Annotated in this window: 22 protein-coding genes and 1 pseudogene; 3 read left to right on the top strand and 20 right to left on the bottom strand. The window is 63.5% G+C overall.

Annotated elements, in window-relative coordinates:
- From Q0C23_RS07260 to Q0C23_RS07245, 4 genes are all read right to left on the bottom strand, one after another.
- Positions 1-955, bottom strand: a 955-nt coding sequence (locus Q0C23_RS07260; protein ID WP_291511699.1) for a histidine kinase dimerization/phospho-acceptor domain-containing protein, incomplete at its 3' end; no start/stop codon positions are given.
- Between the two features lie 57 nt (positions 956-1012).
- Complete coding sequence (locus Q0C23_RS07255) at positions 1013-2662, bottom strand: FMN-binding glutamate synthase family protein (protein WP_291511698.1); 1650 nt, start codon at positions 2660-2662, stop codon at positions 1013-1015.
- 11 nt (positions 2663-2673) lie between these two features.
- On the bottom strand, positions 2674-5790 hold the full coding sequence (locus Q0C23_RS07250) for an L-glutamate gamma-semialdehyde dehydrogenase (protein WP_291511697.1): 3117 nt from the start codon (positions 5788-5790) through the stop codon (positions 2674-2676).
- Positions 5787-7022: a hypothetical protein gene (locus Q0C23_RS07245; protein ID WP_291511696.1), complete on the bottom strand. Its 1236-nt coding sequence runs from the start codon at positions 7020-7022 to the stop codon at positions 5787-5789. The genes Q0C23_RS07250 and Q0C23_RS07245 overlap by 4 nt, the downstream gene beginning before the upstream one ends.
- Before the next feature lie 393 nt (positions 7023-7415).
- Between Q0C23_RS07245 and Q0C23_RS07240 the strand changes: the two genes are divergently transcribed.
- Positions 7416-7850, top strand: coding sequence for a hypothetical protein (locus Q0C23_RS07240; RefSeq protein ID WP_291511695.1), 435 nt, complete (start codon positions 7416-7418; stop codon positions 7848-7850).
- On the opposite strand, the gene Q0C23_RS07235 is transcribed toward Q0C23_RS07240, so the two are convergent.
- On the bottom strand, positions 7758-8273 hold the full coding sequence (locus tag Q0C23_RS07235; protein WP_291511694.1) for a TlpA disulfide reductase family protein: 516 nt from the start codon (positions 8271-8273) through the stop codon (positions 7758-7760). The two genes, Q0C23_RS07240 and Q0C23_RS07235, sit on opposite strands and share 93 nt — an antisense overlap.
- A 120-nt stretch (positions 8274-8393) precedes the next feature.
- On the opposite strand from Q0C23_RS07235, the gene Q0C23_RS07230 reads away from it, so the two are divergent.
- On the top strand, positions 8394-9008 hold the full coding sequence (locus tag Q0C23_RS07230; RefSeq protein ID WP_004871291.1) for a BMC domain-containing protein: 615 nt from the start codon (positions 8394-8396) through the stop codon (positions 9006-9008).
- Between the two features lie 5 nt (positions 9009-9013).
- Positions 9014-9592: an NUDIX hydrolase gene (locus Q0C23_RS07225; RefSeq protein WP_291511693.1), complete on the top strand. Its 579-nt coding sequence runs from the start codon at positions 9014-9016 to the stop codon at positions 9590-9592.
- Positions 9593-9685: 93 nt separating this feature from the next.
- Here Q0C23_RS07225 and Q0C23_RS07220 read toward each other — a convergent pair whose 3' ends face one another.
- From Q0C23_RS07220 to Q0C23_RS07150, 15 genes and pseudogenes are all read right to left on the bottom strand, one after another.
- Positions 9686-10489, bottom strand: a complete 804-nt coding sequence (locus Q0C23_RS07220; RefSeq protein ID WP_291511692.1) for a CbbQ/NirQ/NorQ/GpvN family protein — start codon at positions 10487-10489, stop codon at positions 9686-9688.
- A gap of 15 nt (positions 10490-10504) precedes the next feature.
- Positions 10505-10852: a P-II family nitrogen regulator gene (locus tag Q0C23_RS07215; RefSeq protein ID WP_291511691.1), complete on the bottom strand. Its 348-nt coding sequence runs from the start codon at positions 10850-10852 to the stop codon at positions 10505-10507.
- Positions 10849-14016 carry a DUF2309 domain-containing protein gene (locus Q0C23_RS07210; protein WP_291511690.1) on the bottom strand — a complete coding sequence of 1056 codons (3168 nt, stop codon included), beginning with the start codon at positions 14014-14016 and terminating at the stop codon, positions 10849-10851. Before Q0C23_RS07210 ends, Q0C23_RS07215 begins: the two co-directional genes overlap by 4 nt.
- Entirely contained in the window at positions 14013-14804 is a 792-nt protein-coding gene (locus Q0C23_RS07205; RefSeq protein WP_291511689.1) for a hypothetical protein, read from the bottom strand. Before Q0C23_RS07205 ends, Q0C23_RS07210 begins: the two co-directional genes overlap by 4 nt.
- Complete coding sequence (locus Q0C23_RS07200; protein ID WP_291511688.1) at positions 14782-16467, bottom strand: proton-conducting transporter membrane subunit; 1686 nt, start codon at positions 16465-16467, stop codon at positions 14782-14784. Before Q0C23_RS07200 ends, Q0C23_RS07205 begins: the two co-directional genes overlap by 23 nt.
- A 119-nt stretch (positions 16468-16586) precedes the next feature.
- Complete coding sequence (locus Q0C23_RS07195) at positions 16587-18950, bottom strand: nitric oxide reductase activation protein NorD (RefSeq protein ID WP_291511687.1); 2364 nt, start codon at positions 18948-18950, stop codon at positions 16587-16589.
- Positions 18951-19018: 68 nt separating this feature from the next.
- The gene (locus Q0C23_RS07190; RefSeq protein WP_291511686.1) at positions 19019-19240 is read right to left on the bottom strand and encodes a hypothetical protein; all 222 of its coding nucleotides are present in this window, start codon (positions 19238-19240) and stop codon (positions 19019-19021) included.
- Positions 19237-19863 carry an AAA family ATPase gene (locus tag Q0C23_RS07185; protein WP_291511685.1) on the bottom strand — a complete coding sequence of 209 codons (627 nt, stop codon included), beginning with the start codon at positions 19861-19863 and terminating at the stop codon, positions 19237-19239. The genes Q0C23_RS07190 and Q0C23_RS07185 overlap by 4 nt, the downstream gene beginning before the upstream one ends.
- A complete protein-coding gene (locus Q0C23_RS07180) occupies positions 19860-20141 on the bottom strand; it encodes a hypothetical protein (RefSeq protein ID WP_291511684.1) in 282 nt (93 codons plus the stop codon). Before Q0C23_RS07180 ends, Q0C23_RS07185 begins: the two co-directional genes overlap by 4 nt.
- Positions 20141-20584: a ferritin-like domain-containing protein gene (locus Q0C23_RS07175; protein WP_291511683.1), complete on the bottom strand. Its 444-nt coding sequence runs from the start codon at positions 20582-20584 to the stop codon at positions 20141-20143. The genes Q0C23_RS07180 and Q0C23_RS07175 overlap by 1 nt, the downstream gene beginning before the upstream one ends.
- 14 nt (positions 20585-20598) lie before the next feature.
- Complete coding sequence (locus Q0C23_RS07170) at positions 20599-20937, bottom strand: BMC domain-containing protein (protein ID WP_291511682.1); 339 nt, start codon at positions 20935-20937, stop codon at positions 20599-20601.
- Positions 20938-20967: 30 nt separating this feature from the next.
- Complete coding sequence (locus Q0C23_RS07165; RefSeq protein ID WP_226047700.1) at positions 20968-21204, bottom strand: carboxysome peptide B; 237 nt, start codon at positions 21202-21204, stop codon at positions 20968-20970.
- A gap of 18 nt (positions 21205-21222) precedes the next feature.
- Complete coding sequence (locus Q0C23_RS07160) at positions 21223-21474, bottom strand: carboxysome peptide A (RefSeq protein WP_004871250.1); 252 nt, start codon at positions 21472-21474, stop codon at positions 21223-21225.
- Entirely contained in the window at positions 21471-23042 is a 1572-nt protein-coding gene (locus Q0C23_RS07155; RefSeq protein ID WP_291511681.1) for a carboxysome shell carbonic anhydrase, read from the bottom strand. The genes Q0C23_RS07160 and Q0C23_RS07155 overlap by 4 nt, the downstream gene beginning before the upstream one ends.
- 49 nt (positions 23043-23091) lie before the next feature.
- Positions 23092-23330, bottom strand: a pseudogene (locus Q0C23_RS07150) (carboxysome shell protein); the annotation flags it as partial.

Raw genomic sequence — 23330 nt, 5'->3', positions numbered from 1 at the left:
GGGGCAGATCTTCCCGCCACTGCCCGCCCGCGCGCTCAAAGTCGTCGCGCACCTCGTGCAGCAGGGCGATGAGGTCGAGGTCGGCGATACGCGCCGTCAATCCCCTGCCGAGGCTCAGGGACTGCGACAACAGTTCGCCCATGCGTTCCATGTCCTGCAGCATGCCGTCGCGCAGCTTGCTGGGGGTGCTTGCAGGGAGAAGCTCCCAGGCCATGCGCAGGCGTGTCAGTGGCGATCGCAGATCGTGCGACACCCCCACCAGCAGCAGCGACTGGTGATCGATCATGGCCTTGAGGCGCGTGCGCATATTGGCGAAGACCTCCAGTAGATCGGCAAACTCGCGCGGGCCGCTGGCGGGAAGCTCGGGCATCGGCGCCTTCCAGGAGCGCCGCAGCGCCTCCGAGAGTATTCCCAAGGGACGAGTCACCCGGCGCACCAGGATGATGCTCAGGATCAGCAGGGCCAGCGTGGACAGCAGGAGAATGACGACCGTGGCCAGAGGCAGGGAGCTGGCCAGACGACGACGGTCGAAGTGTAGCCAGACGGCACCCTGTCTACCCGGAATCCGCACCCACAGGGTGGGCACGGGACGATCCACGGTATAGACGGGGATCCTCTGTTGTAGGCGCGCCGACAGGATACGCGACAGCAGATGCCCATAGAGGTGGCCGTGGGTCTCGCTCAGGGGCAGCTCGCGTGCCGGGGCTCCGATGACAATGCCATTGTCCTGACTGAGATTGTGCGCAAAGCTGCTGCGATCGGGCAGGGGCAGACGCTCGTAGGTCTGGGCGCTGATGATGAGCAGCCCGGCGAGATCTTCCGCCGAACGCTGGGCCAAGGGATACAGCACCGTGAAGACCACCGCCAGCAGGGAGAAGGTCTGCAGGACCACTATGCCCAGACCCAGGGTCCAGGCCGTCTGGGCAAAGAGACTACGCCCCCGCAACCACCGCATATCCGCTCCTGCCGCATCCCGTCCCGGCCAGATTATCCCGCGAAACGGCGCCCCAGGCTAACGCAGAGAGGCCAGCCGTGGCACGGTGTTGCGCACCACACTCAGATCCAACCGCGGCTTGAAGCTTTCGGGGTCCGCCGCTCGCCACCAGAAAGCGTAGCTGGTCTTGCCCGGCTCCTCCAGAAGCGCGCCTTCCGGGAGGAACTCCCAGATGCGATCGAGGGGAAGAGACTTGGACACGCTCACCCGATGGTAGACGTGGTGGGGCCGCAGCGCTCGCGGATGCTCCAGACCCGCGGCCGCAACGATGTCCATGAGGGCATGGACCGTGGCATCGTGAAAGTTGCGCACCCGCTCGGCCTGCACCTCGGGCACCAGACGACGCTGACGGGCCGGATCCTGGGTCGCCACGCCCGAGGGGCAGGTACCGGTGTGGCAGCGCTGCGCCTGAATGCAACCGATGGCAAACATGAAGGCGCGGGCCGCGTTGCACCAGTCAGCACCGATGGCCATGCACTCGGCGATGTGTGTTCCGGAGTGGATCTTACCGCTGGCCGCCAGTCGCACCTGGTGATGCAATGCGCTTCCCACCAAGGCATTGCGCACGACGATGAGTCCATCCAGCAGCGGCATGCCCACGTGATTGGTGAGTTCCAGAGGTGCTGCCCCGGTACCGCCCTCGGCACCGTCCACGACGATGTAATCGAGATAGATGCCCGTTTCCAACATGGCTTTGATGATGGCCATGACCTCATGGATCTGACCGACGCAGAACTTCACGCCCACGGGCTTGCCACCGGATAAGCGGCGCATCTCGGCAGCAAACTGGACCAGCTCGATGGGCGTCGAAAAGGCCGAGTGGGCCCGCGGCGAGCGACATTCCCGATGGACGGGGATGCCTCTGGCAGCCGCCACCTCCGGACTGACCTTCGCGGCCGGCAAGACGCCGCCATGACCGGGTTTGGCGCCCTGACTGAGCTTGATCTCGGTCATCCGCACGCAATCTTGGCGAGCCTGGTCGGCGAAAGCCTCCGGATCGAATCGACCGCGAGCGTCGCGGCAGCCAAAGTAGCCGGAGCCGATCTCAAAAACCAGATCGCCGCCGTGCCCCCGGTGATACCGACTGATCCCCCCCTCGCCGGTGTCCAGATAGAAGTTGCCCAAGCGCGCCCCCAGGACCAGGGATTCGATGGCACGGCCCGAGATGGCGCCGAAACTCAGGGCCGATATATTGAATACCGAAGCGCTGTAGGGCTGCTCCGTGGCCTCTGCCCCCACCAGCACCCGCGGTTTTTCCGCTGGGCGATTGACGGGCGCCATGGAATGGGTGATCCAGTTGAAGCCCTCCCGGTAGGTATCCAGCTGGGTACCGAAGGGGTGCGTGCTGCTGATGCCGGCCGCGCGCCGATAGACGAGGCTGCGCGACTCGTAGCTGTAGGGTTTCCCCTCCTGATCGTCTTCCACCAGGTAGGAGCGGAAGAAGGGACGCAGGTGGAGTGCCAGACCTCGTAGCCGCGCCAGCACCGGATAATTGGCAAGCAGAGCCGACTGCCGCTGAAGCGCGTCGTAGATGGCCAGAGCGACGATTCCCCAGCCAAGGGCCGCAAGCAGGAACCACCAGGCATCTACGCGCACGGCCACGAAGCTCGCCACCAGCGCCAGCAGGAGACCGATTCCGGGCAGGATCCAGCGGGTCCAGCCACGCACCAGGTACGCGCCTACCATTTTCCTTGAGCCAACAGGCTGGCATTGCCCCCCGCGGCCGTGAGATCGATGCTGATGGTCTGCTCGGCCACCATGCGTGTGAGGTAGAGCGGCCCACCGGCCTTCGGCCCCGTTCCGCTCAGGCCCTCACCACCGAAGGGCTGTACCCCTACGACGGCGCCGATCATGCTGCGGTTGACGTAGACATTACCTACCCGACAGCGCGCCGCCACGGCCCGGGCACGATCGTCGATGCGGGTCTGCACCCCCAGGGTCAGTCCGTAACCCAGGGCGCGGATCTTTTCCAGACAGCGCTCCAGTTCGCCGGACTCCCAGATACAGACCTGCAGGACCGGACCGAAAATCTCTTCGCGGACGGCGGCGAGATCGTCGATGAAATAAAGACTGGGGGCCACGAAGTGCTGGAGCTCGCCGCGCTCGTCCCGGTAATCCAGACGCAACGCGTCCCAATCCTTCTCGGCTCGCTCTCGCAAGGCACGGGGCCAGCTGCAGCGATGAAGAAGGCGGGCGCCCGTCTGCTCGAGATCTGCCATCTGCCGACAGAGCTGCTGCTGCGCCGCGGCATCGATGACCGGCGGTACGTCCGTAGCAAAATCCAGGGCCGGGCCGATAGTGAGCGCGTCCATGGCGCCCTCGAGCATAGGTAAGAGCCGTTCCGCCAGTTCCTTCTGCACGCACAGCACGCGCAACGCCGAACAACGCTGGCCGGCAGACTGAAAGGCCGAGCGCAGAACCGCATCCACCACCTGCTCCGGCAAGGCCGAAGAGTCGACGACCATGCAGTTGATGCCGCCCGTCTCGGCGATGAGGGGAACGATGGGCCCGTCCTTGGCGGCCAGGGCCCTCTGAATACCCTTGGCAACGGCGGTGGAACCCGTAAAGACGACCCCCGCCACCCGGGGGTGTTCTACCAGCGCCGCACCGACACTGCTGCCGGGGCCTGGGACCAGGCGCAGGGCCGAACGCGGCACTCCCGCCTCCCACAACAGCTCCACCATGGCCGCCGCGATGGCGCGGGTCTGCTCTGCCGGTTTGGCAGCCACGGTGTTACCGGTGACCAGGGCCGCCACCACCTGCCCCGCGAAGATGGCCAGGGGAAAGTTCCAGGGACTGATGCAGACGAAGACGCCCCGCCCTCGGCAGGACCAGCGATTCTCTTCTCCCGTGGGGCCGGGCAATCGCTGCGGCGCCAACAAATGTTTGGCCTGCAGTGCATAGTAACGGCAGTAATCGGCGGCTTCCCGCAATTCCGCCACGGCATCGGCCAGGGTCTTGTGACCCTCCCGCTGAACCAAGGCGATGAACTCTTCCCGCCGCTCCTCCAGCAGATCTGCGGCACGCCAGAGGATATCGGCGCGCGCCGTGACACCCAGGGTGTCCCATTCGGCCTGAGCCTCATCCAATTGGCAGACGATGGAGGGTACCGTCTCGGGGTCGATATCCGGCGGCGGGGTGAGTTCCAGACGGCGCGCTCTGGCCTCGATGCCGGCGCGGGCCCGCGCGTAGGGTAGGTCGATGCCGGCGCTATTGGGGCGCTCGACACCGTACAGGGTGCCGTAGATGGCCCGTGGCAAAGGCAGGGCGCTGCCATCGGCGGCCCACAACGGACTCTTCAGCAATACCTCGGCAGCGTCGCCGGTGCCGCTGGCGAGCAAGTGGATGAAAGAGGTGTTGGCACCATTTTCCAGCACTCGTCGGACCAGGTAAGGTAAGAGTTCGCGATAGGGTCCGACGGGGGCATAGATACGCAGGCGCGGGATCAGCTGCCGGTCCATGAGCAGATCGTAGAGGCGCTCCCCCATGCCGTGCAGACGCTGCATCTCATACTGGGGCGCGGACATTCCCGCGGCCATCTCCAGAACTGCCGCAATGCTGGTGGCGTTATGGGTGGCAAACTGGGCATAGAGGGTTGCCTCTGGCCCCTCGGCGTACTCCAACATGCGTCGGGCACAGGCCAGGTAGCTGATGTCCGTGTGGTGCTTGTGGGTAAAGACGGGGTAGCCATCCAGGCCCATCTCCTGGGCCCGCTTGATTTCGGTGTCCCAATAGGCACCCTTGACCAGCCGCAGCATCAGCCGTCCACCGTGGCGCCGCGTGTTGGCCAACACGTATTCCAGGGCATCGGCGGCACGGCTCTGGTAGGCCTGCAAGGCAAGACCCAGGCCCTGCCACCCAGCGGTCTGCGCCTGCCCCTGCAGGCGTGCCTGCAAGGCGTCCAGAAGATCCAGCTGCAATTCCAGACGATCACTTTCTTCCGCATCGAGGGTCAGCCCGACATTGCCTGCTGCCGCCAGCTCGGCCAGGTCGACCAGCACCGGCAGAAGCTCGCGCCACAGACGCTGCCTCTGACTTTCCTCAAAACGCGGGTGCAGGGCCGAGAGCTTGATGGAGATACCGTCCCGATCCTCCGGTCCGCCGCGCCCCACCGGCTGTTTGGCCAAGGCCAGCAGAGCGTCCCGGTAGGCCTGGGTGTAGCGCGCCGCATCCGCCGCGTTGCGCGCACCCTCCCCCAGCATGTCGAAGGAAAAACGCAGACTCGGATAATGGCTACAGGTCTGCGCCGCCTTGCTGCGTGCCGCCGCCAAGGTCTCGCCGAGCACGAACTGCCGTCCCAGCAAGGTGATGGCCCGCAGCGCCCCCTGCACCACGGCCCGCTTGCCCAGCCGTTGCGTGAGCCTGTCCGACTCCTGCCGACTGAGTATCCGGCGCGAGAGCCGCAGTACCTGATCGCTGAGCCGGTGCAGCAGACCCACATCGCCCTGTTCGCGAAAATCCACACGAGAGAGCTGATCGCTGAGAAGCACGTCGGCGGTCTCCTGATCCGGCACCCGCAGCAGCGCCTCCGCCAGACGCATCAGTGCCAGGCCCTCGCTGCTACTGATGGGGTATTCGCTCAGCAACGACTCCAGTGCCCAGAACGGTGTCGCCTGCGCGCGCATGGCCTTGAGCCAAGGCTTGGCCCGCTCGGCGATGGGCCGCCAATCCAGATCGCCCAGCCCCCGCAAGAGTCCCTCGACCACATCGCGCTCTTCCCGCTGCGCCGGTGGCAGGGCTGCCACCAGGTCCTCTACCGCCCCTTTTTCCACGCTGTCCAGCCGCACCGCGCTCATGAGCGCGACTCCGTCTCGAGACTGCGCAGGGTTTCGTCCGCTCCCGCCGCCGCCGTCAGATCGGCCACGTTCTCCTTGGCAAAAAAGCCTTGGAAACCGTGGAAACGTTGGACGTATTCGATGATGAGGGACGAATGCTCGGAAGCGCTGGAGAAAATCTGCTTGAGCCCTTCCCGTTCCGAACCGATGACCTCCAGCAGGAATTTCTGACCGCTGTCGCGCAGAGAATTGACGACATAGTCGATATTGAGCTGATCCGCCGTCCGTCCATCTCGGATGGCCACGGCGATATGGTGCAGACGCGGCCCAAAGTTGCGAGCGAAGGATTCCGTCGGCGAAGGCTTGCCGATGAGATGATTGCAGAAATAGGGATGATTGGCAGCCGTGAACACCTTGGCAGGACTTTGCAGCACGTCTTCGTAGTGCACGCTCTTGGTGACATTGGTGGACGAATTCTGATCGGCGATGTCGTAGGAACCCCAGTAATAGTAGCTGGACAAGGTCAGATACTCGAGAATGGCAACCTCGCGATTCTGGCTGTAGATACGGGTGGCCAGGTGGTCGATGGGCAGCAGCAAGCGATCGATACCCAAGGCCGCGCGTCGCTCCTTGGCCTCACCATAGGCCCGCTGCATGTCGGGTCGCGGCACCACCTCACCCAAGGCATAGCGCCGCTCACGACCCTCCGGCCGCTCCCAATAGGCGACGATGTTGTGGGTATAGGGTGAGGGCTTGACGATGGCCATGTTGGCCGGCAGTTCCAAGTTTCCGACTTGTTCGGCAGAAAAAAACCGGACCTCCCGCGCCTTCTGAGTCTTCACCAGGGTATCCAGGTCCTCCACCTGGAATACTTCGCCCATGTAGCGCGAATTCGGTCGCTTGGCGCCGATAGGATAGACTTCGTTGAGACTGCGAAAGATGCCGTGCAATTCTGGGTCTTTGACCTCGCGTACCAAAAGATCCGGGGCACTGTGGTCGATGCGCAGAACGTGGGTAGAATGCTTCTCGCTCTCCAGGGTCATCTGATAATCGTAGGGTGTCATGAGACACAATTCGTGCACATAATCTGCAGAGTGACCTGGTTCTACGGTGAGCATCAAGGCATCGATACGACGGATATTTTCCGTCAGCCCTTCGCGGTCTCGGTCTTCGAGGATTCGTGGTAACCAGCGTTCAAAAAAATCGGAATTCTCTTTATCTCCATAACGCGCGAAGCTTGTCGACGAAAGCATTCAGGAACTCCCTGTTTATGTCATCCATATAGACACCCTAAAGTGTAGTAAAAAAAACGGCCAAAGCTCAGAAAATGTCTAAATGACCAGGAGACGATGTCATCAGTATAATTAATGGAGCAACTAAAAAACGTGCCTCTGGACCTCTTCAGCCGCTTCAATGGAGAGGGCATGACTCGACCAGCTAGTTCATGGGGTTGCGGCAGTCGGCTATCTGCCACGACCAAATCCGGTTCCTGGTTAATACAATGGTTAATCATGTGGTTACGGACCCAGGCTAAGACAGGTACAGAGACATGTAAAAAGATGCTCAGGTGCGATTATTTGACCCGCGGCGACTCCTTGACTATACCTAAGGGATCAGGGTGATGTGCGAGAGAGAGGATGCGGGCCATGGACAACAGAGACGACACAGACCTGGTGCTGGAATGGGATGAGTGGCGGGAACGGGCGCTGACCTTCGGGGTTCCTCGGGAGCTTGCGGAGCTGGGCTCGACCCTGATGCGTGAGAGTTATTTTCAGCGTTGGCCGCTGGCAGTGCAGGAAGCCTGTGGCTGGGAGGACGATGGCTTTGCCATGTTGGCCTTGGCGCGACGCGACCCCGAAGCGGCCCGACGCCACTGGCAGGAGATCCTGCGTCGGTACGATCGTCGGGAACGTGCGCAGGGGCGCTTTGCCTGGGATGGCCAGGCCCGGAAGAATCCGCCGGTACTCACCGGTCCGCGGACGCTCGGCTCAACCAAGCCAGAGCAGCTTCCAGACAATTACCGGAAGGGAGATAGCGCCCACGAAGCGCCCGACGATCTCCCCGCGACCGTTCACCAATAGCGTGGTTGGCGTCAGAACGACGCCACCGACACTGTGGCTGGCCTCCCCGGCGTCGTCCAGGTACAGGGCGTAGGGGATGCCAAAGCGCTGGGCGACACCGCGGACGTCCTTGGCGCTGCTGCCCGTTACGGCGATGCCGACGATGCGCAGGTGTGGCCCGGAGAAGGTTTTATCCAGGGCTACCAAGGCTGGGGTTTCTGCCAGGCAGGGTGGACAATCGGGCGACCAGAAGTTGATGAGCATCGCCTGGCCCGGATAGGATCGCAGTATCTCTTGTCGGCCGTCGAGGCTGCTCACGGACAAGGGCGGCAATCGCTGCACCTGTATGGGTGCGGCACCGCGCCACTGACTGAAAAAGTACACCCCCAGCACAAGGCTCAGCCAAAAAAGAATTTCCAGCACCTGGCGTTTTTTCCGCAACACGGCTTTTCTGTCCCCCACTCTGAGTATTCCACGATATTCCAGCCATTCGTCCCTTCCATTCTCTGGAGAAAGAAAGCCCGACGCGGTACAATAGGGAACGCATAATGCTCCCTTGGGCCCATGATTCAACTACGCACCTACGTCTACATAGACTCCCTTCAGCCCCAGCTCGCTGCCTACATCGCCACGGTCTCTCAGGGTTTTCTGCCGGTGCCGGGAGACGCAGCGTTGTGGGTAGAGGTCTCGCCGGGCATGGCCGTGCATCGGCTGACGGACATCGCCCTCAAGGCTACGCGCGTACACCTGTCGCAGCTCGTCATAGAGCGCGAGTTCGGCGCCATGGTCATCCATCACCGCGACCAGAGCGATGTGCGCGAGGCGGGTCGGGCGGTGCTGCAGCGCATGGGTGCCGATCAGCGGGATCGCAAGGCCTGTCGCATCACCTGGAACGAAATCATCCGTGGGATGATGCCCGACCACACCGTGCTGATCAATCGCCAGAATCGCCGGGGCTCCATGATCCTGCCGGAGCAGAGCATGTTCATCCTCGAAACCGAGCCCGCCGGCTATATCATCTATGCCGCCAATCAGGCAGAAAAAGCAGCCAACATCACCCTCGTGGATGTCCGCGCCGTGGGCGCCTACGGCCGTATGATCATTGCCGGGCGTGAGGCGGACGTGGACGAGGCGGCGGCGGCGGCCATTCACGCTGTCGAGAATCCCTCCTGGACCTAGCCCCCATGGATCGTCAAGAACTGGAACGGCGCCTCTGCCACTACCGCAGCCGCTATCCCGAGGAAGGCGCCTACGCCCGACGCGGCTGCATGCTGCTGCGCAGCGGCAACGACTGTTTCCGGCGGGATACCCCAGGTCTGCACATCACCGGCTCCACCTGGGTCATCAACCCCGACCGTACGGCGGTCCTGCTGATGCTCCATCGCAAGCTCGGCCAATGGTTCCAGCCCGGTGGGCACGCCGACGGCGACGAGGACGTACTGCGGGTGGCCCTCAAGGAATGCAGCGAAGAAACGGGACTCCCGCCCGAACGGATTCGCCTGGTGTTGCCGGATATCTTCGATATCGACATTCACCGCATCCCTGCCAACCGGCGCGAGGCAGAGCATCAACACCTGGACATCCGCTTCCTCGTGGAAATCGACGATGCCATGGCCATCCCCGGCAACGACGAATCCCACGAGCTGCGCTGGGTGCCCTTGAGTCAGGTACCCGTCTACAATCGCGAACGCTCCATCCACCGGCTCCTCGCCAAAAGTCGCGAATGGATCGTCCACGAGGGCCGCAACCGAATCCGACCCTGAACCAGCCCGGATCGCAACGACCGGCTGGGGGCTACGGCCGCGCAGTTATCCCCATTGCGGGGTCAAGGCGCGGGCAGCGGCACACCCAGCGATTCAGAAGAAGGTCGTGACGGCGGCGTCCAGGGCATCGCGCATGTCCGGATCGTCGGTAATGGGTCGCACCAGGGCCACGCTGCAGGCGGTGATGGGGGCGATACCCTTTTGAATCAGGGCACCAGCGTAGATGAGCATACGCGTGGACAGCCCCTCGTCCAGACCGTGCCCCTTGAGATTGCGCGAACGCTCGGCGATGGAGACGAGCTTGCCCGCCACCTCGTTGCTCACGCCCGATTCGTGGGCGACGATCTCGATCTCCAGATCCCGCTCCGGGTACTGGAAGTCCAAGGCGCCGAAGCGCTGCTTGGTGGACTGCTTCAGGTCCTTCATGGAGGACTGGTAACCCGGATTGTAGGAGATGACCAGCTGAAAATCCGGGTGCGCGTGCACCAGCTCCCCCTTCTTGTCCAGCGGCAGGGTACGGCGATGATCGGTGAGAGGGTGGATGACCACGGTCGTATCCTGACGTGCCTCCACTACCTCATCCAGATAGCAGATGGCACCGATGCGTGCTGCCAGGGTCAAGGGTCCGTCCTGCCACTTGGTGCCATCCTTGTCCAGCAGGAAACGTCCCACCAGATCCGAGGCCGTCATGTCCTCGTTGCAGGCCACGCTGATGAGGGGCCGCTTCAGGCGCCAGGCCATGTATTCGATGAAGCGCGACTTGCCACAGCCCGTCGGCCCTTTCACCATCATGGGCAGACGTGCCGCGTAGGCCGCCTCGTAGAGGGCGATCTCGTCGTCCACTTCCTTGTAGTAAGGCTCCTTCTCGATGAGATAGGCGCTGGCCAAATCGGTCATGGTGATACCTCGTACTCAGTGGTTTGGGGACGGACGTTCGCCTTGGAATTTTACCAGACGGCTGACCTGGATGTCGGAGACGAACACCACTCCAGTGTGCTTGTCGAAAAAGGGCGCAAAACCTTCGAGGATGGGGGCGACCAGGTCTTCGGGAACGGCCACGATGATCATGATGAGGACGTCGTCCTCATTGAACATCACGTGACCTTCGTAGATACCGTGACTGCCTTTGCCGGACAGATTGCCGACGATGGTGTAGCCCTGCACACCGGCGCGATCCAGAAGATCCGTGGCAAAGTCCTTGTGGGCACCCTCGAGAATGATCTCGAGTTTCTTGAGTGGGCTGAGATTCAGGGCTTTCATGTGCTGTGCTCCAATACGCGGATCGATGTCTGTTCGCCCGCAGCACGCTGCAGCGGACTGTGGGGATGAACGACGAAACCGTCTTCCGTCAGTACGTGTACCCGGTAATCGTCCTCAGGGTCAAGGATCAGCAGCCGCACCCAGCCGCCACCGATGAGGGATTTGACCTTGGCGATCCGCTCTACGGTGCGCTGGGCAAAGGCCAGCGGCGCCTCCACCAGGGCAATGAGCCGGACCGGCTCGTGGTAGGGTTTACCGTCCTTCATCACCGTCTGAATGGGCAAACCCGTACGCAGATCACTCTGATTGCCCGTCATCACCCCAAAGCGACCCGCCACGTTGTGGTAGACCTTGCTGCCGCTCCCGTAACTTTCCGTGTCCACCACCGAGAAATAGTGCTCCAGGTTGATCCACTCGCCCACCACCAGCGGGCCGGTGAGAATATTCTCCAGCAGTCGTCCGCGTGGGTCCAGGCGATAGTCATAGGACTGGAGGAAGGCCCGCGCGTCGAGATCCACGCCTTCGGTCAGGGCCCGCCGACCGACGATGGCGTAGACATTGCGGGCCAGACCCCACTCGGGTCGCACCTGCGACCAGTCGTGCGCCTGGCGCTGCGCCAATGCCGCCGCGGCAAAAGGTTCGGCGGCAAGTTCCGGTGCCGCTCCCAGTAGGGGCATCCGCTCCGCCGCACAGCGCCGAGTCGCCGCCGACAGCCCGTTGCGCAGCCGCTCCAGATACAGGAGGTGGCGCGCCGGCAGGAGATCCAGATCGTGCAGTTCTATGACATCGGTGGTGGTGTTGTGCACCGCGGGCAGGAACCAGGTATCCTCGGGAATCGCCACACCGCGCTCGCGCAGCAGGCGTCGTACTTCGGGCTTGTTGGCCATGTGCGCCAGCGCGCGGGCGTTCGGAAGACCCCGCCCACCCCCGCAGGCGCCGCAGTCCAGGGCCGATTCGTAGGGATTGTTCTCGCTGCGGCTCTCGTGAGCCACGAGCAGGACGAAGCGGGAAAAATTCCGATCGAGGCCGATGGACAGCAAGGCCTGCAGCACATAACGAACCTGCTCTTCCAGACTGAAACCGATGCGTCCCAGACGCTCCATCTGCAGGCTGGTCTCGGCATGGTTCACCCGATAAATATCCCGCAGCTTCTCGACAAAGGCGAGCTCCTCCGCCGGCGACAGATTGCGCTCACGCGCCAAGGTACTGGGACCACGCTGGTGACCCAAAGCGATCTCACGCAGTTCGCGCACCTCATCGTCCGTCACCTGATCCCGCGAGATGCGCAGCTCCCGAGCCAGAGCCTTGACGATCATGGCGCGCTGGATGGCGCGGATAATGGAATCCGCCTGCTCGGGGCTGAGTTTATCCAGCAGCAGCCGGGTGACGGGCTTGTCGCTGTGCAGCCGGGCATGCCAACGGTGGTAACCCAAGGGGAGGAGGGTCTTGCCGATGAGTCCGAGGCTGAAGAGCAGGCCGATGGCCTCCACCGCCACGAAAGGCGATAGTACCGAGCTTTTCAGATCGTGCAGGACGTGCTCCAGGGCACCGTAGAGGGCCTCCTCCTCCAGCTCCAGATCTGCCGGGATCTCCAGCACCAGATTCTTGGGCGTCTGCACCGCTGGACAGAGGTGCATCTCGCTACCCTTGCCAAACTCGAGATAACCGAGGGGCACGCCGAAGAATCCGGCAATGCCGAAGCTCTGATAGTCGCCCAGCGCCTCCAGCTGCCGGCGCATAGGCTCCGAGCGCACGTCGATACAGAAGAGCGCCTGCGCGAAGGGACGCTTGGGATGGCTTGGCGCCGGCTCCGGCACCTGCAGCCGATCCACAAGCTCCGTTATGTAGTGCGACTCCATGGCTTGCAGCCAGACGTACCCCTCTTGCGCCTCCCATTCGCCCAGAAGACGGCGCAGACCCTGCAGTTCTCCAGCGCTTAGGCGGCGCAGCGCCTGCTCGGCGTCACCGCCCACGGCCCGGGCCAAATCGATGAGCCGCTTCTGCTGGAGGTCCAGCTCGTAGCGGCGCCTCGCCTCGATGTATTGGCTCGCCACCGTCGCCACCCGCTGCGGACGGGGACGACTGAGCAGATCATCGAGGCGCTGCGCCCAGGCCGGTAGAACCCGAGCCGAGTGCAGCTCACTGCGCAGGTACGCCAGCCGCGGCTGTGCCTGCCAGGACGCGCGCAGGGCACGATAGGATACGGGACTTCCCTGATGCCGGCCTGCCTCCTGCAGTAAGGCCAAGCCCAACACCATGCGCACTGCCAGAAAATCCACCAGGTCCGCCGGATAGTGTTGCGCCCAGTAGTAGTGCTTGGCCGTGCTGCGGTAGCGAATGAAGCCGGCCCAGCCGTGCATGCGGGTGAGCTCGCGGGTGATGTAGTCCTGCCAGGCGCTCTCCGGCACCTCCAGTTGCCGCAGAATCTGGGCGATCGTTCCCTCGGGCGTATCCTCCTCGGCCAGAAGCTGCCGCAGATGCAGGCCGCGCAGCATGAAACGGATATTGCGGCGGGCAATGGCCTTCCAGGATCGGAAGAAACCCGCCTCACGACCCGGTGCCTGCCAGGCCGACTGTCCCTCATCAAAAAAATCCAGACAGCTCTTGGTCAGCAGATCGTCGAGGCTATCGCCGATCTGACTGCCGTAGAGGCGATCCACCTGGGTATACACCGGCAACTGCGGCGGCAGACGCGCCTCCAGCAGCTCGAGCAAGGCGGCATCGACGTCTGCCTCGTCCCCCAGGGCCGGCAGCTCCTCGCCCTGCAGCATCGCCCTCAGGCCGGCGCCATCGATCCAGTCACCACGCAGGACAACGCGCTCACCGGGATAACGGGTGCTCAGGGCCCACAGCCAGGCATCCAGATCGATGCCCGGAATTGCCGCGTCTTTGCCATGGAGAAAGCGGCTCACGCCATCGCGTAGGGCCTGCTCATCCACCTTGCCCGCCGCCAGATACTCGCGATACTGACTACGTGCAAGATAACCGCGTGCGTGGAAGAGCTCCGAGGCCTCGGTCACCGCCTGGGCAAAGGGGCGATCCTCCAGACCGTAGAGGGGATTGTGGTGGATGAAGGTACGCATGGGCCAGAAACGCGGGATGGGCTCGCTGGCGACATAGACCATGGCGCGTACCTGCAGACGATCTCCGAGATCCAGGCTCACAGGACACCTCCACTTCCATACAGTCCCAGGACGAGCAGGCCCGACAGCACCAGGAACACCATCAGACTGCTGAGAAGGCTCAGATCTTCCACCGCCTCTCCGCGATAGGCACCGAAGAGCAGATCCTGAAAGAGCCGGCCACAGGACCAGCCCCAGAGGGGTAGCAACAGCAGCAGCGGTAGAATCCAGGACAGCGGTAACTGCATGGCCGTCCCGAAGAGGACGAAAAAGGACGGAAAGACTGGCGTCGCCAACAGGGCCAGCACCGTCAGCACGATACTGGCCGTCAGTCGCGGCAAGGGTTCTACCAGATTGCCCATGAGCCCCAGATAGCTGCCGCCCAGCCGCGCCGCCAAGGCCCCACTCAAGAGGGTGAGCAAGGCCGCCGGCACGCTCCAGGTCAGGGCCAGGATCTGCAGGACCGGTATGGCCGTGCCCATGGCCCAGGCGATCCAGATCACGGCCAGACCAGCGCTCAGATTCAGGCGGGTCCAGATGAACAGATCCCGCGCACTCAGGGCGCGAAAGGCATAGAACAGCGCCGTAAAGATGGCCAATGCCACCAGTGCCCGACGCTGTGGATCCGTCAGTGCCCAGGGTGCGACCCCGTACTGCAGCAGCAACAGGCCCAGTTGCGGTAAGGCCAGTACCGCCAACGCCCGGGCCGTGGTCATGGGCAAGCTGTCCAGAAGGCGGTTGAAAACCCAGCTCAAGGGAAAGAGCGGTACCAGAAATGCAGCAAAGACGGTGATGGCCGCAAGCATCTCAGCACCACCCCAGCCAGACATTGAATCGGCGGGACCAATGCAGCAGGATCTGGCTGGCGCGCTGGTAGATATCGGCCACATAGAGTTCGCGCGACAGGAGCGCGTAGATGCCGAGGTAGAGCCCATACCAGCGCCCGCCTGGACGTCGTCCCCAATCGAGACTCTCGCGGAAGAAGGTCAGCATCCAGCCGCCCACGAAGATCAGGGCGAGCAGCAACGCCAGCAGGTCGAAGGACAGGTGCTGGATGCTGGCGACCTCATACAGGCGCAGGCTTTCGCTACGGTCGGGGTAGAGAAAATCGCCGAAATAGTGGCTGATGAGGGTGTAGCCAACGACGATGATCACAAAGGACACCAGAATGCCACTCATCAGACGCCAAGGGTCCTTCTGCGACAGCTTGTGGGCGGCAAAGAGCGCCTGCGCACCCGTCACCCAGCCAAAGAAGAGCAGGATGATGACGCCCTGCTCATAGAAAAGACGCTCCGCGACGAAGAAGTGGGACAGACCGATGACAATGACAGGCACCAGCACCGTCAAGGATGCCGCAACGAGCCACGGCAGGCGGGAGGGTTTGATGGGCCGCCGTTCCACCACCGAGGTGTAGACCGGATCCGGCGGCACGCCGTCGCGCTGACGCGCCTCGCCGATGACCCCACCCGACCCGAGAAACAGAGAGGCCTTGAAGAAACCGTGGGCAATGAGGTGAAAGACCGCCAGGGGAAAGGCCCCCAGACCACACTCCATCACCATGAATCCCATCTGCCCCATGGTGGAGTAGCCCAGGGAGCGCTTGATGTCGTTCTGGATGAGCATCAGCGCCGAACCGACGACCGCTGTCACGAGGCCCACGGCAAAAGCCCAGTGCAGGGCCCAGCCAGCGTGCTCGAACAGCGGCGCAAAGCGATTGAACAAAAAACCCCCGGCGTTGACGATCCCGGCGTGCATGAGTGCCGACACGGGGGTGGGTCCATCCATGGTGTAGGGCAGCCAAGTGTGCAGCAGGAACTGGGCCGAGCGGGCAAAGGCCGCTAGCGCCAGGAGAAAGCCGCAGAGTTCCGGCACGGGCAGGCCCCAGAGCAGCACATCGGGATGTTCGCCGATGCGGGCGAAGATCACCGGGAGCGACACGCTGTGGTAGCTCTGGATGAGTACGAGGGCAGCGAACCACAAGGGCAGATCGCCCACCCGATAGGTGATCTGGGTCCAGAATGCATAGCGACCGGCCGCCGGTCGCGTCGCATCATGACCCAGCAGAAAATAGAGCACCACGCCCACCAGAAACCAGGCCACCACCAAAGTAATGAGGTCCCCCGCCGCCACCATCAGCAGGATCACTGCCGTCATCAGGTCGAGCATCGCGAAGAAGCGCGGATAGCCCGGTTCCTCGACCATGTAACGTACGGAATAGACATGGACGATCAGACTGATACCGGAGACGAAGGTCCACAGGATGAGACTCAGAGGATCCAGCCAGAGGCTGCCCCAGAGGCCCGGTGCCTGCATGAGCACATCCCCGCTCCCCCCGAGGTGACGACCGAGGAAGAAGGCCGCCAGCAGAAAGGCCAAGGTCAGGGCAGCGACGCTCAAGCGTGCCGCCGCCTTCTTGCGCTGGCGCAGAAAGGCCAGAATCGTCAGGGCCGAGAGCAGGGGCAACAGAGGTATGCCCAGGGCAATGAAGTCCATCCACATCCTCCTGTCGTTCGGGACCGAAGCGACCTCGGCCCACGCCTCCGCCATGCTAGCCAGCGCAATTCATAAGGTAAAGCAAAAAGAAATTAACGATAACTTTTATAAAAGCAAAATTACTTGGTCATCGCCAGGTAGAGTTGGGGAAGCCGCTCGGGCAAGCGGTCTACGTGATCCAGGACGAGATAGTTGCGCGCCCCGAAGATGCGCGAGACGTATTCATCGGCATAGGGATCCAGGGACAGACAGAAGGTCCGGATACCACGACGCCCCAGCTCTTCCACGGCTTTTTTGGTATCGAAGCGCAGATACTGGGGATCGCGCACGTCGTTGTCCGCAGGCTCGCCATCCGTCAACAGGAGCACGAGTTTCTTCTGGCTCGGCTGCTGGTCCAGAAGGTGTCCGGCGTGGCGCAGTGCCGCCCCCATGCGCGTCGACAGCTGTCCGGTCATCCCTGCCAGCCGACCTTTGACCTTGTCATCGTACTCCGCCTGAAAATCCTTGAAGATATAGAATTCGACATCGTGGCGGCCATTGGAATCGAAACCGCAGAGCATGAAAGGATCACCGATGCGTTCCAGGGCCTCGGCCAGGAGCGCCGCTGCCTCCCGCGCCAGCTGTAGCACCGTGACATCGCCCTCGCTGCGGGAGCGCAGGCGATCGTTGGTGGACTCCGACAGGTCGATGAGCAGCAGCACCGATAGGTCGCGCAGGTGCAGGCGGGTGCGAATACCGATGCGCGGGTCCGGCTGCTGGCCCATGCGGATGTCGGTGAAAGCCAGCACCGCGGCGTTGATATCGATCTCGTCGCCATCCTCCACCTTGCGCTGGCGGATGACTCCCTGAGGCTGCACCGCCTCGATGAGTTTCTTGAGGCGTTGTACCAGAGGCTTCTGCGCCTGCAGAAAGGCATCGATGACCTCGGGATCGCCCATCTTCGGCCGTTTTTCGTAAAGGGTGACCCACAGCGGCCGCTCCAGCTGCGTCTGGTAGTCCCACTCCGGGTAGCTCATGGGCTGGGAAACCGGCACCTTGCCCTCGCGCTCGTTGAAGGTCTTGCCGTCGTCGTCATAGAACTCGGTGGCAAGAACCCAGATCTCCTGGGCATCGTCTCCCGCCGTCTCGACGTCCACGGCGTTGATCATCTCCATGAGACTCACATACTTGCGAACCTGCGGTGGGCCGCCGGCGAGGATATCCCCAAGCTGCGACTCCGGCACCGTCCAGAGGTAGCGGTTGTCGTCCCGGTAGAGAATGGCCCCGACATCGCCATACCCCGGAAGCTCCAGCCCGGCCTTGGCCGTTGCTGCCGCCAGCGCCTCGGCCAGCGGGAGCATCTCGGTGTAGCGCGCGCTGGCGTCGCCCGGTGCGGCCGACACCAGAGCGGCAAAGCTCTCCCGTGCCTGGATCACCAGGGGATGCTCGTCGCGGTAATCGGCATCCAGCAGGGCCAGGGCACAACGGTCGAGGATCGCCGGCAGCGCCGCTGTCTGTTCCTGCGTCCGCGTCGCCGGCACCTGCATCAGGCGTTGCCACAGGGGCAGAAGCCCGGGGAAGCGGGCGATGGCCTCACGCTCGACCCAGGCGTCCTCCAGCAGGCCGATCCAGAGCTTCTGTTCTGCCGGCGCGAGCTCCAGGCGCAGGTCATACTGGGACAGCACGACGTGGGCCGCCGCATGGGCCGCCGCGGCGCGAAAGAGCTCGAGGGCCGTGATCTTTTGCCCCTGCGCGTTCTCCATGTCGTCGTAGGCGTCCGGGACATGGATGAAATACTGCTCGATATAAGGACGGTAACCCTGGCGCGTCTCGAAATCGCCGGAGGTGGGGCGCAGGAAGAAGTCCCGACCCCAGAGCGCACGCAGATACATGATCAGACGGCGCTGCACGTCGATGAAGAGCAGGCCGCGGCGTTCCTGTTGCAGCACGGCACGCGCCTGTTCGCTCTGCAGCCCGAAGTATTCCGCCTGGGCAGCAAAGTCGTTGCGATAGGCGGAAATCCCCCAGGCAGCCCAGCGTCGTAGCCCCCCCAGGGTCATCTGCTCCAGCAGTGCTTCGATCTTTCCCAGCATGGGGCGCACGCCCCGCGGTGCCTGCGCCAGGAGCTGATCCAGCAGGAGCAGGTAGCCACGGAAAAGCTCGATCTCACCCAGGCGGCGCGCGACGATGGGGGCAGTGGAGAAAAACAGGGTCAAGACCTCGGCGCTGGTCTTGGAAAACATGCGAATGGCCGCCGACAGCATCTCGAACACCGCCGGCTCACCGATCTCCCGGGCCACCTGCGGGGCACTCTCGATATAGGCGAGCACGAGGTCACTGCCCCGCCCCAGGGCCTGGAGACTGACCGCTCCCTGCAGATAGGCCTCGAGCCCGCCGCGACTGAAAATGCGCGCCGCCTCGTGCCACTGGGAGCTCAAAAGCTCGGTAGCGTTATCGCCGAGGGCCTCCAGGATTTCTGGATAGTCCGTCAGTTGAATGGCCATAGTAGGTCAGCAGGACAAAAACGGGGCGATGCCGGCCAAGGCAGGCGTCGAAACCGCCGTTCTCGGCATCAGTCCGGCCAGATGCGCGGCGGATTCAGGCTGCGACCGCCGCCGGCGTTGAGATCCTCTATCTGCACGCTGTCTTTGGCTGGACTCTTGTTCTGGGTACGGGTCCCACTCGCCGGCTTCGCCGGGGCCGGTTCCGCTGTCTTTTCCGTCGTGCTGCTGCGGCCACCGCTGCGCCGCGGACTCTGCATACTGGCACTCAGCTTGTCTTCCAGACTGCTCATGTCACGATCTCCTCGATGAGACGTTCCAGCTCTGCTTGCGCCGCGCTGGCTCGCTTACCCATGTGATAGACGCTCAGGCCCTCCAGGGCCGCACTGCGATAAATGGCGCGCCGATGCAGCACCGCCCGCAGAACCGGCAGACCCAACTCGGCGATGGCGACCTGGGCTGCCCGAGACAGGGCACTTTGAGCCTCCACCTGGTTGAGGACGAAGGCCGCGCGCAGCGTCGGGCGCTGTGCCCGTTGCTCCCGAATCCAGTCGGCGCTGCGCCGGCTGGCCCACAGGTCCAAAGGTGAGGGCAGGACCGGTAGCAGGACGAGATCCGACTCCGCGACGATCTGCTTCAGCTCCTCCGCTTCCAGACGCGGCGCGCAGTCCGTGACGATGAAGGCATACTCCTCCCCATGGCCGGCCTCGCTACCCCACTCTCGCACACGGATGGCGATATCTTCCCGACCGGACCAGTCCGCCCAGTGGGCGAGACTTCCCTGCGGATCGGCGTCCAGCAGCAGTGTCGACGCCCGCCGACCCAGACCCATGGCCAGATTCCAGGCGAGCGTGGTCTTGCCGCAGCCGCCTTTGCCATTGAAGACGGCAATGCGCAGGGCATCGGACGATGTCACTGTCCGCCCCGGACAGCGCGTTCGCAGTCCTGCACCGCCGCAACCAGCTCGCGCCGCTGCGCGTCCACCGCGTCCTCATCGAACTGCACCGACACCACCACATAGGTTCGTGCAAAGTTGAGGTTGGGATAGTAGCCGCAGGCCTCGGAACACTCGGCGAGACGGTCCAGGAATTCCCGGGTCTCGTTGTAGTCGGAAAAATCCAGCCGCCGGTTCCAGGCCAAGGGACGCTTCTGCAGCTCCCAGCCCTCGGGACAGGATATACTGGCCCTCTCCATCAGCGTCCACCTCCTGCACCAAGCCTGCCCAGGGTTTCCTGCAGATGCTGCAGATGCTCCTGCTCGTCCTGGCAGAGCCGAGCAAACAGGGCTGCCGACTCCGGGTCACGCAGACGCTGGGCCACCGCCTCGGCTTCCGCGTAGAGCTCGACCGCCCGCAACTCGAGGTCCGCGTCCTGCTGCAGCATCTCCCACAGATCGCGACCCGGACGCGGCGGCCGCAGCTGCGCTGCGTTGGGGGCAACCCCCAGGAGCAGCAGACGCTGACTGAGCAAATCCGCATGACCCAGCTCTTCCCGCGATTCCTCCCGGAAATTCTGCGCCCAATCCCGCTCACCCCAGAGGGTGCAGAGGCTGGCCTGGGTCAGATACTGCTGAATCGCCGTGAATTCGTGATTCAGCGCCTGTCCCAGAAAACCGATGATGCGTGGATGATTGCGCATCCCGAGCACCCCGATCAGCTGAGGTTGCCGGTCACATCACCGTCGCGACCGCTTCCCTCGGCGCTGGGTGCCTTGGGCAGGATGTTCTCCACCTCGGAGTGGACGCGGGCAATGATGTGCGCCGCCACCAGACCGTCACCCACCCGCTCGCAGGCATCGGCACCGGCACGCACCGCCGCATTCACCGCACCCGTCTCACCGCGCACCAGCACGGTCACGTAACCGCCACCCACAAACTGGCGACCAATCAGGCGCACTTCCGCCGCCTTGGTCATGGCATCCGCCGCCTCGATGGCCGGCACCAAACCGCGGGTCTCGATCATACCCAACGCAATACCCGTTACATCTGCCATTTCCGTCCCTCCTATCCAGACTGCAATGCCTTACGGCTCCCAAAAATCGATGATCCCGCCAATGGTGAGATCGGTCAGTACTTCAAAATCGCCCTGCGCGTAGCGTGCTGCCGAACCCGACACCGTAAAGACCCATTTTCCCTCGGGTACACCCACCGGATCCGTGGCCACACTCAGCTTGCCGCTGGCATCGGCCAGCACCCGCAGGGAGCTCTGCTTGAGTCCGGGGATGCGGCGGGTGACCACCAGGTCCGATACGACGCGCATGATCTCCACGATCGCCTCTCAGCTCGGGTCCCAGTTGTCGATGATGCCGATGATGGTGAGGTCGGAGGGGTATTCCTTGCTGCCCGCCGCCTCACGCGCTGCCGAGGAACCGACGCAAATCACCCAGTCGCCCGGGATGCAGCCCACCGAGTCCACCGCCACGGAGCGCGGTCCACCCTCTTTTTCCTGCACCACGAGCAGCGGACGATGGCCCATCTCGGCAATACGATTCGTGGAAACCAGAGTCTTTTCCACACGCATGATCTTCATCCGAGATCCACCTCCTCCATCGGACTTCCCAGCGGCAAGTCCTGAATGCCGCCCCACAGAATCAAGCGATCCGTCTCCACCAAATTTGCGTAGCGTCCGCGCAGGGCGGCCGCCATACGCTGCACCTTGCGCACCACCCGTTCGCGACTGCCGGGTACGCGACTGTCGAAGCGATAGCGTAGCGCCATGGGTATGGGGAGCCCCTTCTCCAGATTCAGTTTGCGAAATATCTTGATACCGACGTCCAGATCCGGTGCGCCTTCCTCCACCGTGTCGACGTGGGCGTAGTAGGCGAGGTTGCGCACCTGCACTTCCTGAAAGCCGTTGCCCACGCCGATAAAGCGTTCCGCGTGCCCACCGTCACCGTACCAACCGCCGTAATACTCTCCCACGTACTCGATCTGGCTCATGTTGTTGATGAGCAGCGTAGCGATGAGCCGACGCATGCCATCGTGGGGCATCCCCTCGCCCTTGCCCCAGCCATCACTGGCGCTGGCGGCACGGATCGCCTCGTAGACGGCAAGCCGCGCCTGATCCGGATCGAGGCCCAGGGTATGCCGGTAGAGATCGGCATTGTCCACATAACGGTGCGGACTCAGATCGCCGCGCGCGTCCGGGATGTGGATGCGGATCGCATCGGTATCGGTGTCCACACCGATGAGCAGCAGATCGGTACTGGCACCGCAGCAAAAGGCATTCTCGATGGCCATACGGAACTGGTACAGCCGCTCCAGCGCCGCCTCGATGGCCGCGTGCAGATTGCTGCCGTGGGCCGCACAGCCCTGATGCTGCGGATCCACGGAACTGCCGTGGTAGACCGCTACCTTCAGGTAACGGGTCTGGGCATCCGCCGTGGTGGGGTAGCCCTCACGGAAACGCCGCAACTCCGCCGCCTGCCAATGACGGACGTCTTCCTCGATGTCAAAGAGCGTGCCGGCGAAGGCGCTGCGCGACACCAGAGGCGAATCGGGCAGGCGCAGGATGAAGGGGAACAGCCCTTTGAGCCGGCCATCGGCGCAGGCCGATATGTTGACGGCGTGAAAGCCGCAGTCCACCAGGAAGGCATCGAGGTTCTGCGCCGCCGTGAGCTCCGTCTGAATCCGCGCCGCGAACTCGCACACCGCCCGCTCCAGCGCCATGAAGGTCCCCTCGGCATAGAGCCGTCCCAGTTCCGGACCCCGTACCCAGGCCCGCTCCAGGATCTCTTCAGGAAACCCGAAGCCCAGTTCCCGCCGCGCCAGCTGCTGCGCCTGCTCCGGGAAATCCGGACCCCGTCCGAGGGCGGCCATGGCCTTCAGTGTGGGGACGATGGCGTCGAAACTCCCCTTGATGCTTCTCTCGATCTCGGCCAAGCGCGCGTTTTCACCGCGCTGCACCAAGGCATGCTGACAACCGCGTTCCGGTAGACTCGGGCAGGCCGCATGTTCGATGCCGTGGGCCAGGGCCTGTGCCGCACCGCTGGGAAACCAGGATGGCGTCGGACGTCCCACCCCCATGGCGACAGGGGCAGGCTGTCGCACCACACCGGCCCGCGCCTGGCGCAGGGCAAAAGCCTTGCGGGTATCCATGCTCAGATCCGTCCGGCTCTGTTCGCCCGCCCGCAGTGGACACGAGGACTCATCCTCGCGCCCCTCCCGAGTAGGTTACCAGCGACCCCTTGCGCGAGTTGCCGCTGCTGCCCGTGATCTGGCTGTCGGGCACGGGTGCTGCCAACTCTTGTCCCTTGTTGATGGCTGCTGCCATCACACAACTGCGCAGTGGACCCCGCTGGGTGGGATTACGCCCCTGGGCCCAAGGACCTTCCGTCCCGGTAACCCGCTCGTTGCGGCTCCAGTCGTCGCCCGTGACCCGCCAGG

The sequence above is a fragment of the Acidithiobacillus sp. genome, assembly GCF_023256195.1.
GTDB lineage: Bacteria > Pseudomonadota > Gammaproteobacteria > Acidithiobacillales > Acidithiobacillaceae > Acidithiobacillus_A.
Note: the sequence above shows the minus strand (reverse complement) of the source record. Positions and strands in the feature narration are given on the sequence as shown.

Excerpts from the sequence above, each read along its gene's own strand:
- Q0C23_RS07250 (WP_291511697.1), bottom strand. The coding sequence starts at position 5,790 with ATGAGCGCGGTGCGGCTGGACAGCGTGGAAAAAGGGGCGGTAGAGGAC.
- Q0C23_RS07245 (WP_291511696.1), bottom strand. The coding sequence starts at position 7,022 with ATGCTTTCGTCGACAAGCTTCGCGCGTTATGGAGATAAAGAGAATTCC.
- Q0C23_RS07240 (WP_291511695.1), top strand. The coding sequence starts at position 7,416 with ATGGACAACAGAGACGACACAGACCTGGTGCTGGAATGGGATGAGTGG.
- Q0C23_RS07230 (WP_004871291.1), top strand. The coding sequence starts at position 8,394 with ATGATTCAACTACGCACCTACGTCTACATAGACTCCCTTCAGCCCCAG.
- Q0C23_RS07225 (WP_291511693.1), top strand. The coding sequence starts at position 9,014 with ATGGATCGTCAAGAACTGGAACGGCGCCTCTGCCACTACCGCAGCCGC.
- Q0C23_RS07220 (WP_291511692.1), bottom strand. The coding sequence starts at position 10,489 with ATGACCGATTTGGCCAGCGCCTATCTCATCGAGAAGGAGCCTTACTAC.
- Q0C23_RS07215 (WP_291511691.1), bottom strand. The coding sequence starts at position 10,852 with ATGAAAGCCCTGAATCTCAGCCCACTCAAGAAACTCGAGATCATTCTC.
- Q0C23_RS07205 (WP_291511689.1), bottom strand. The coding sequence starts at position 14,804 with ATGTCTGGCTGGGGTGGTGCTGAGATGCTTGCGGCCATCACCGTCTTT.
- Q0C23_RS07200 (WP_291511688.1), bottom strand. The coding sequence starts at position 16,467 with ATGGACTTCATTGCCCTGGGCATACCTCTGTTGCCCCTGCTCTCGGCC.
- Q0C23_RS07195 (WP_291511687.1), bottom strand. The coding sequence starts at position 18,950 with ATGGCCATTCAACTGACGGACTATCCAGAAATCCTGGAGGCCCTCGGC.
- Q0C23_RS07190 (WP_291511686.1), bottom strand. The coding sequence starts at position 19,240 with ATGAGCAGTCTGGAAGACAAGCTGAGTGCCAGTATGCAGAGTCCGCGG.
- Q0C23_RS07180 (WP_291511684.1), bottom strand. The coding sequence starts at position 20,141 with ATGGAGAGGGCCAGTATATCCTGTCCCGAGGGCTGGGAGCTGCAGAAG.
- Q0C23_RS07175 (WP_291511683.1), bottom strand. The coding sequence starts at position 20,584 with ATGCGCAATCATCCACGCATCATCGGTTTTCTGGGACAGGCGCTGAAT.
- Q0C23_RS07170 (WP_291511682.1), bottom strand. The coding sequence starts at position 20,937 with ATGGCAGATGTAACGGGTATTGCGTTGGGTATGATCGAGACCCGCGGT.
- Q0C23_RS07165 (WP_226047700.1), bottom strand. The coding sequence starts at position 21,204 with ATGCGCGTCGTATCGGACCTGGTGGTCACCCGCCGCATCCCCGGACTC.
- Q0C23_RS07160 (WP_004871250.1), bottom strand. The coding sequence starts at position 21,474 with ATGAAGATCATGCGTGTGGAAAAGACTCTGGTTTCCACGAATCGTATT.
- Q0C23_RS07155 (WP_291511681.1), bottom strand. The coding sequence starts at position 23,042 with ATGGATACCCGCAAGGCTTTTGCCCTGCGCCAGGCGCGGGCCGGTGTG.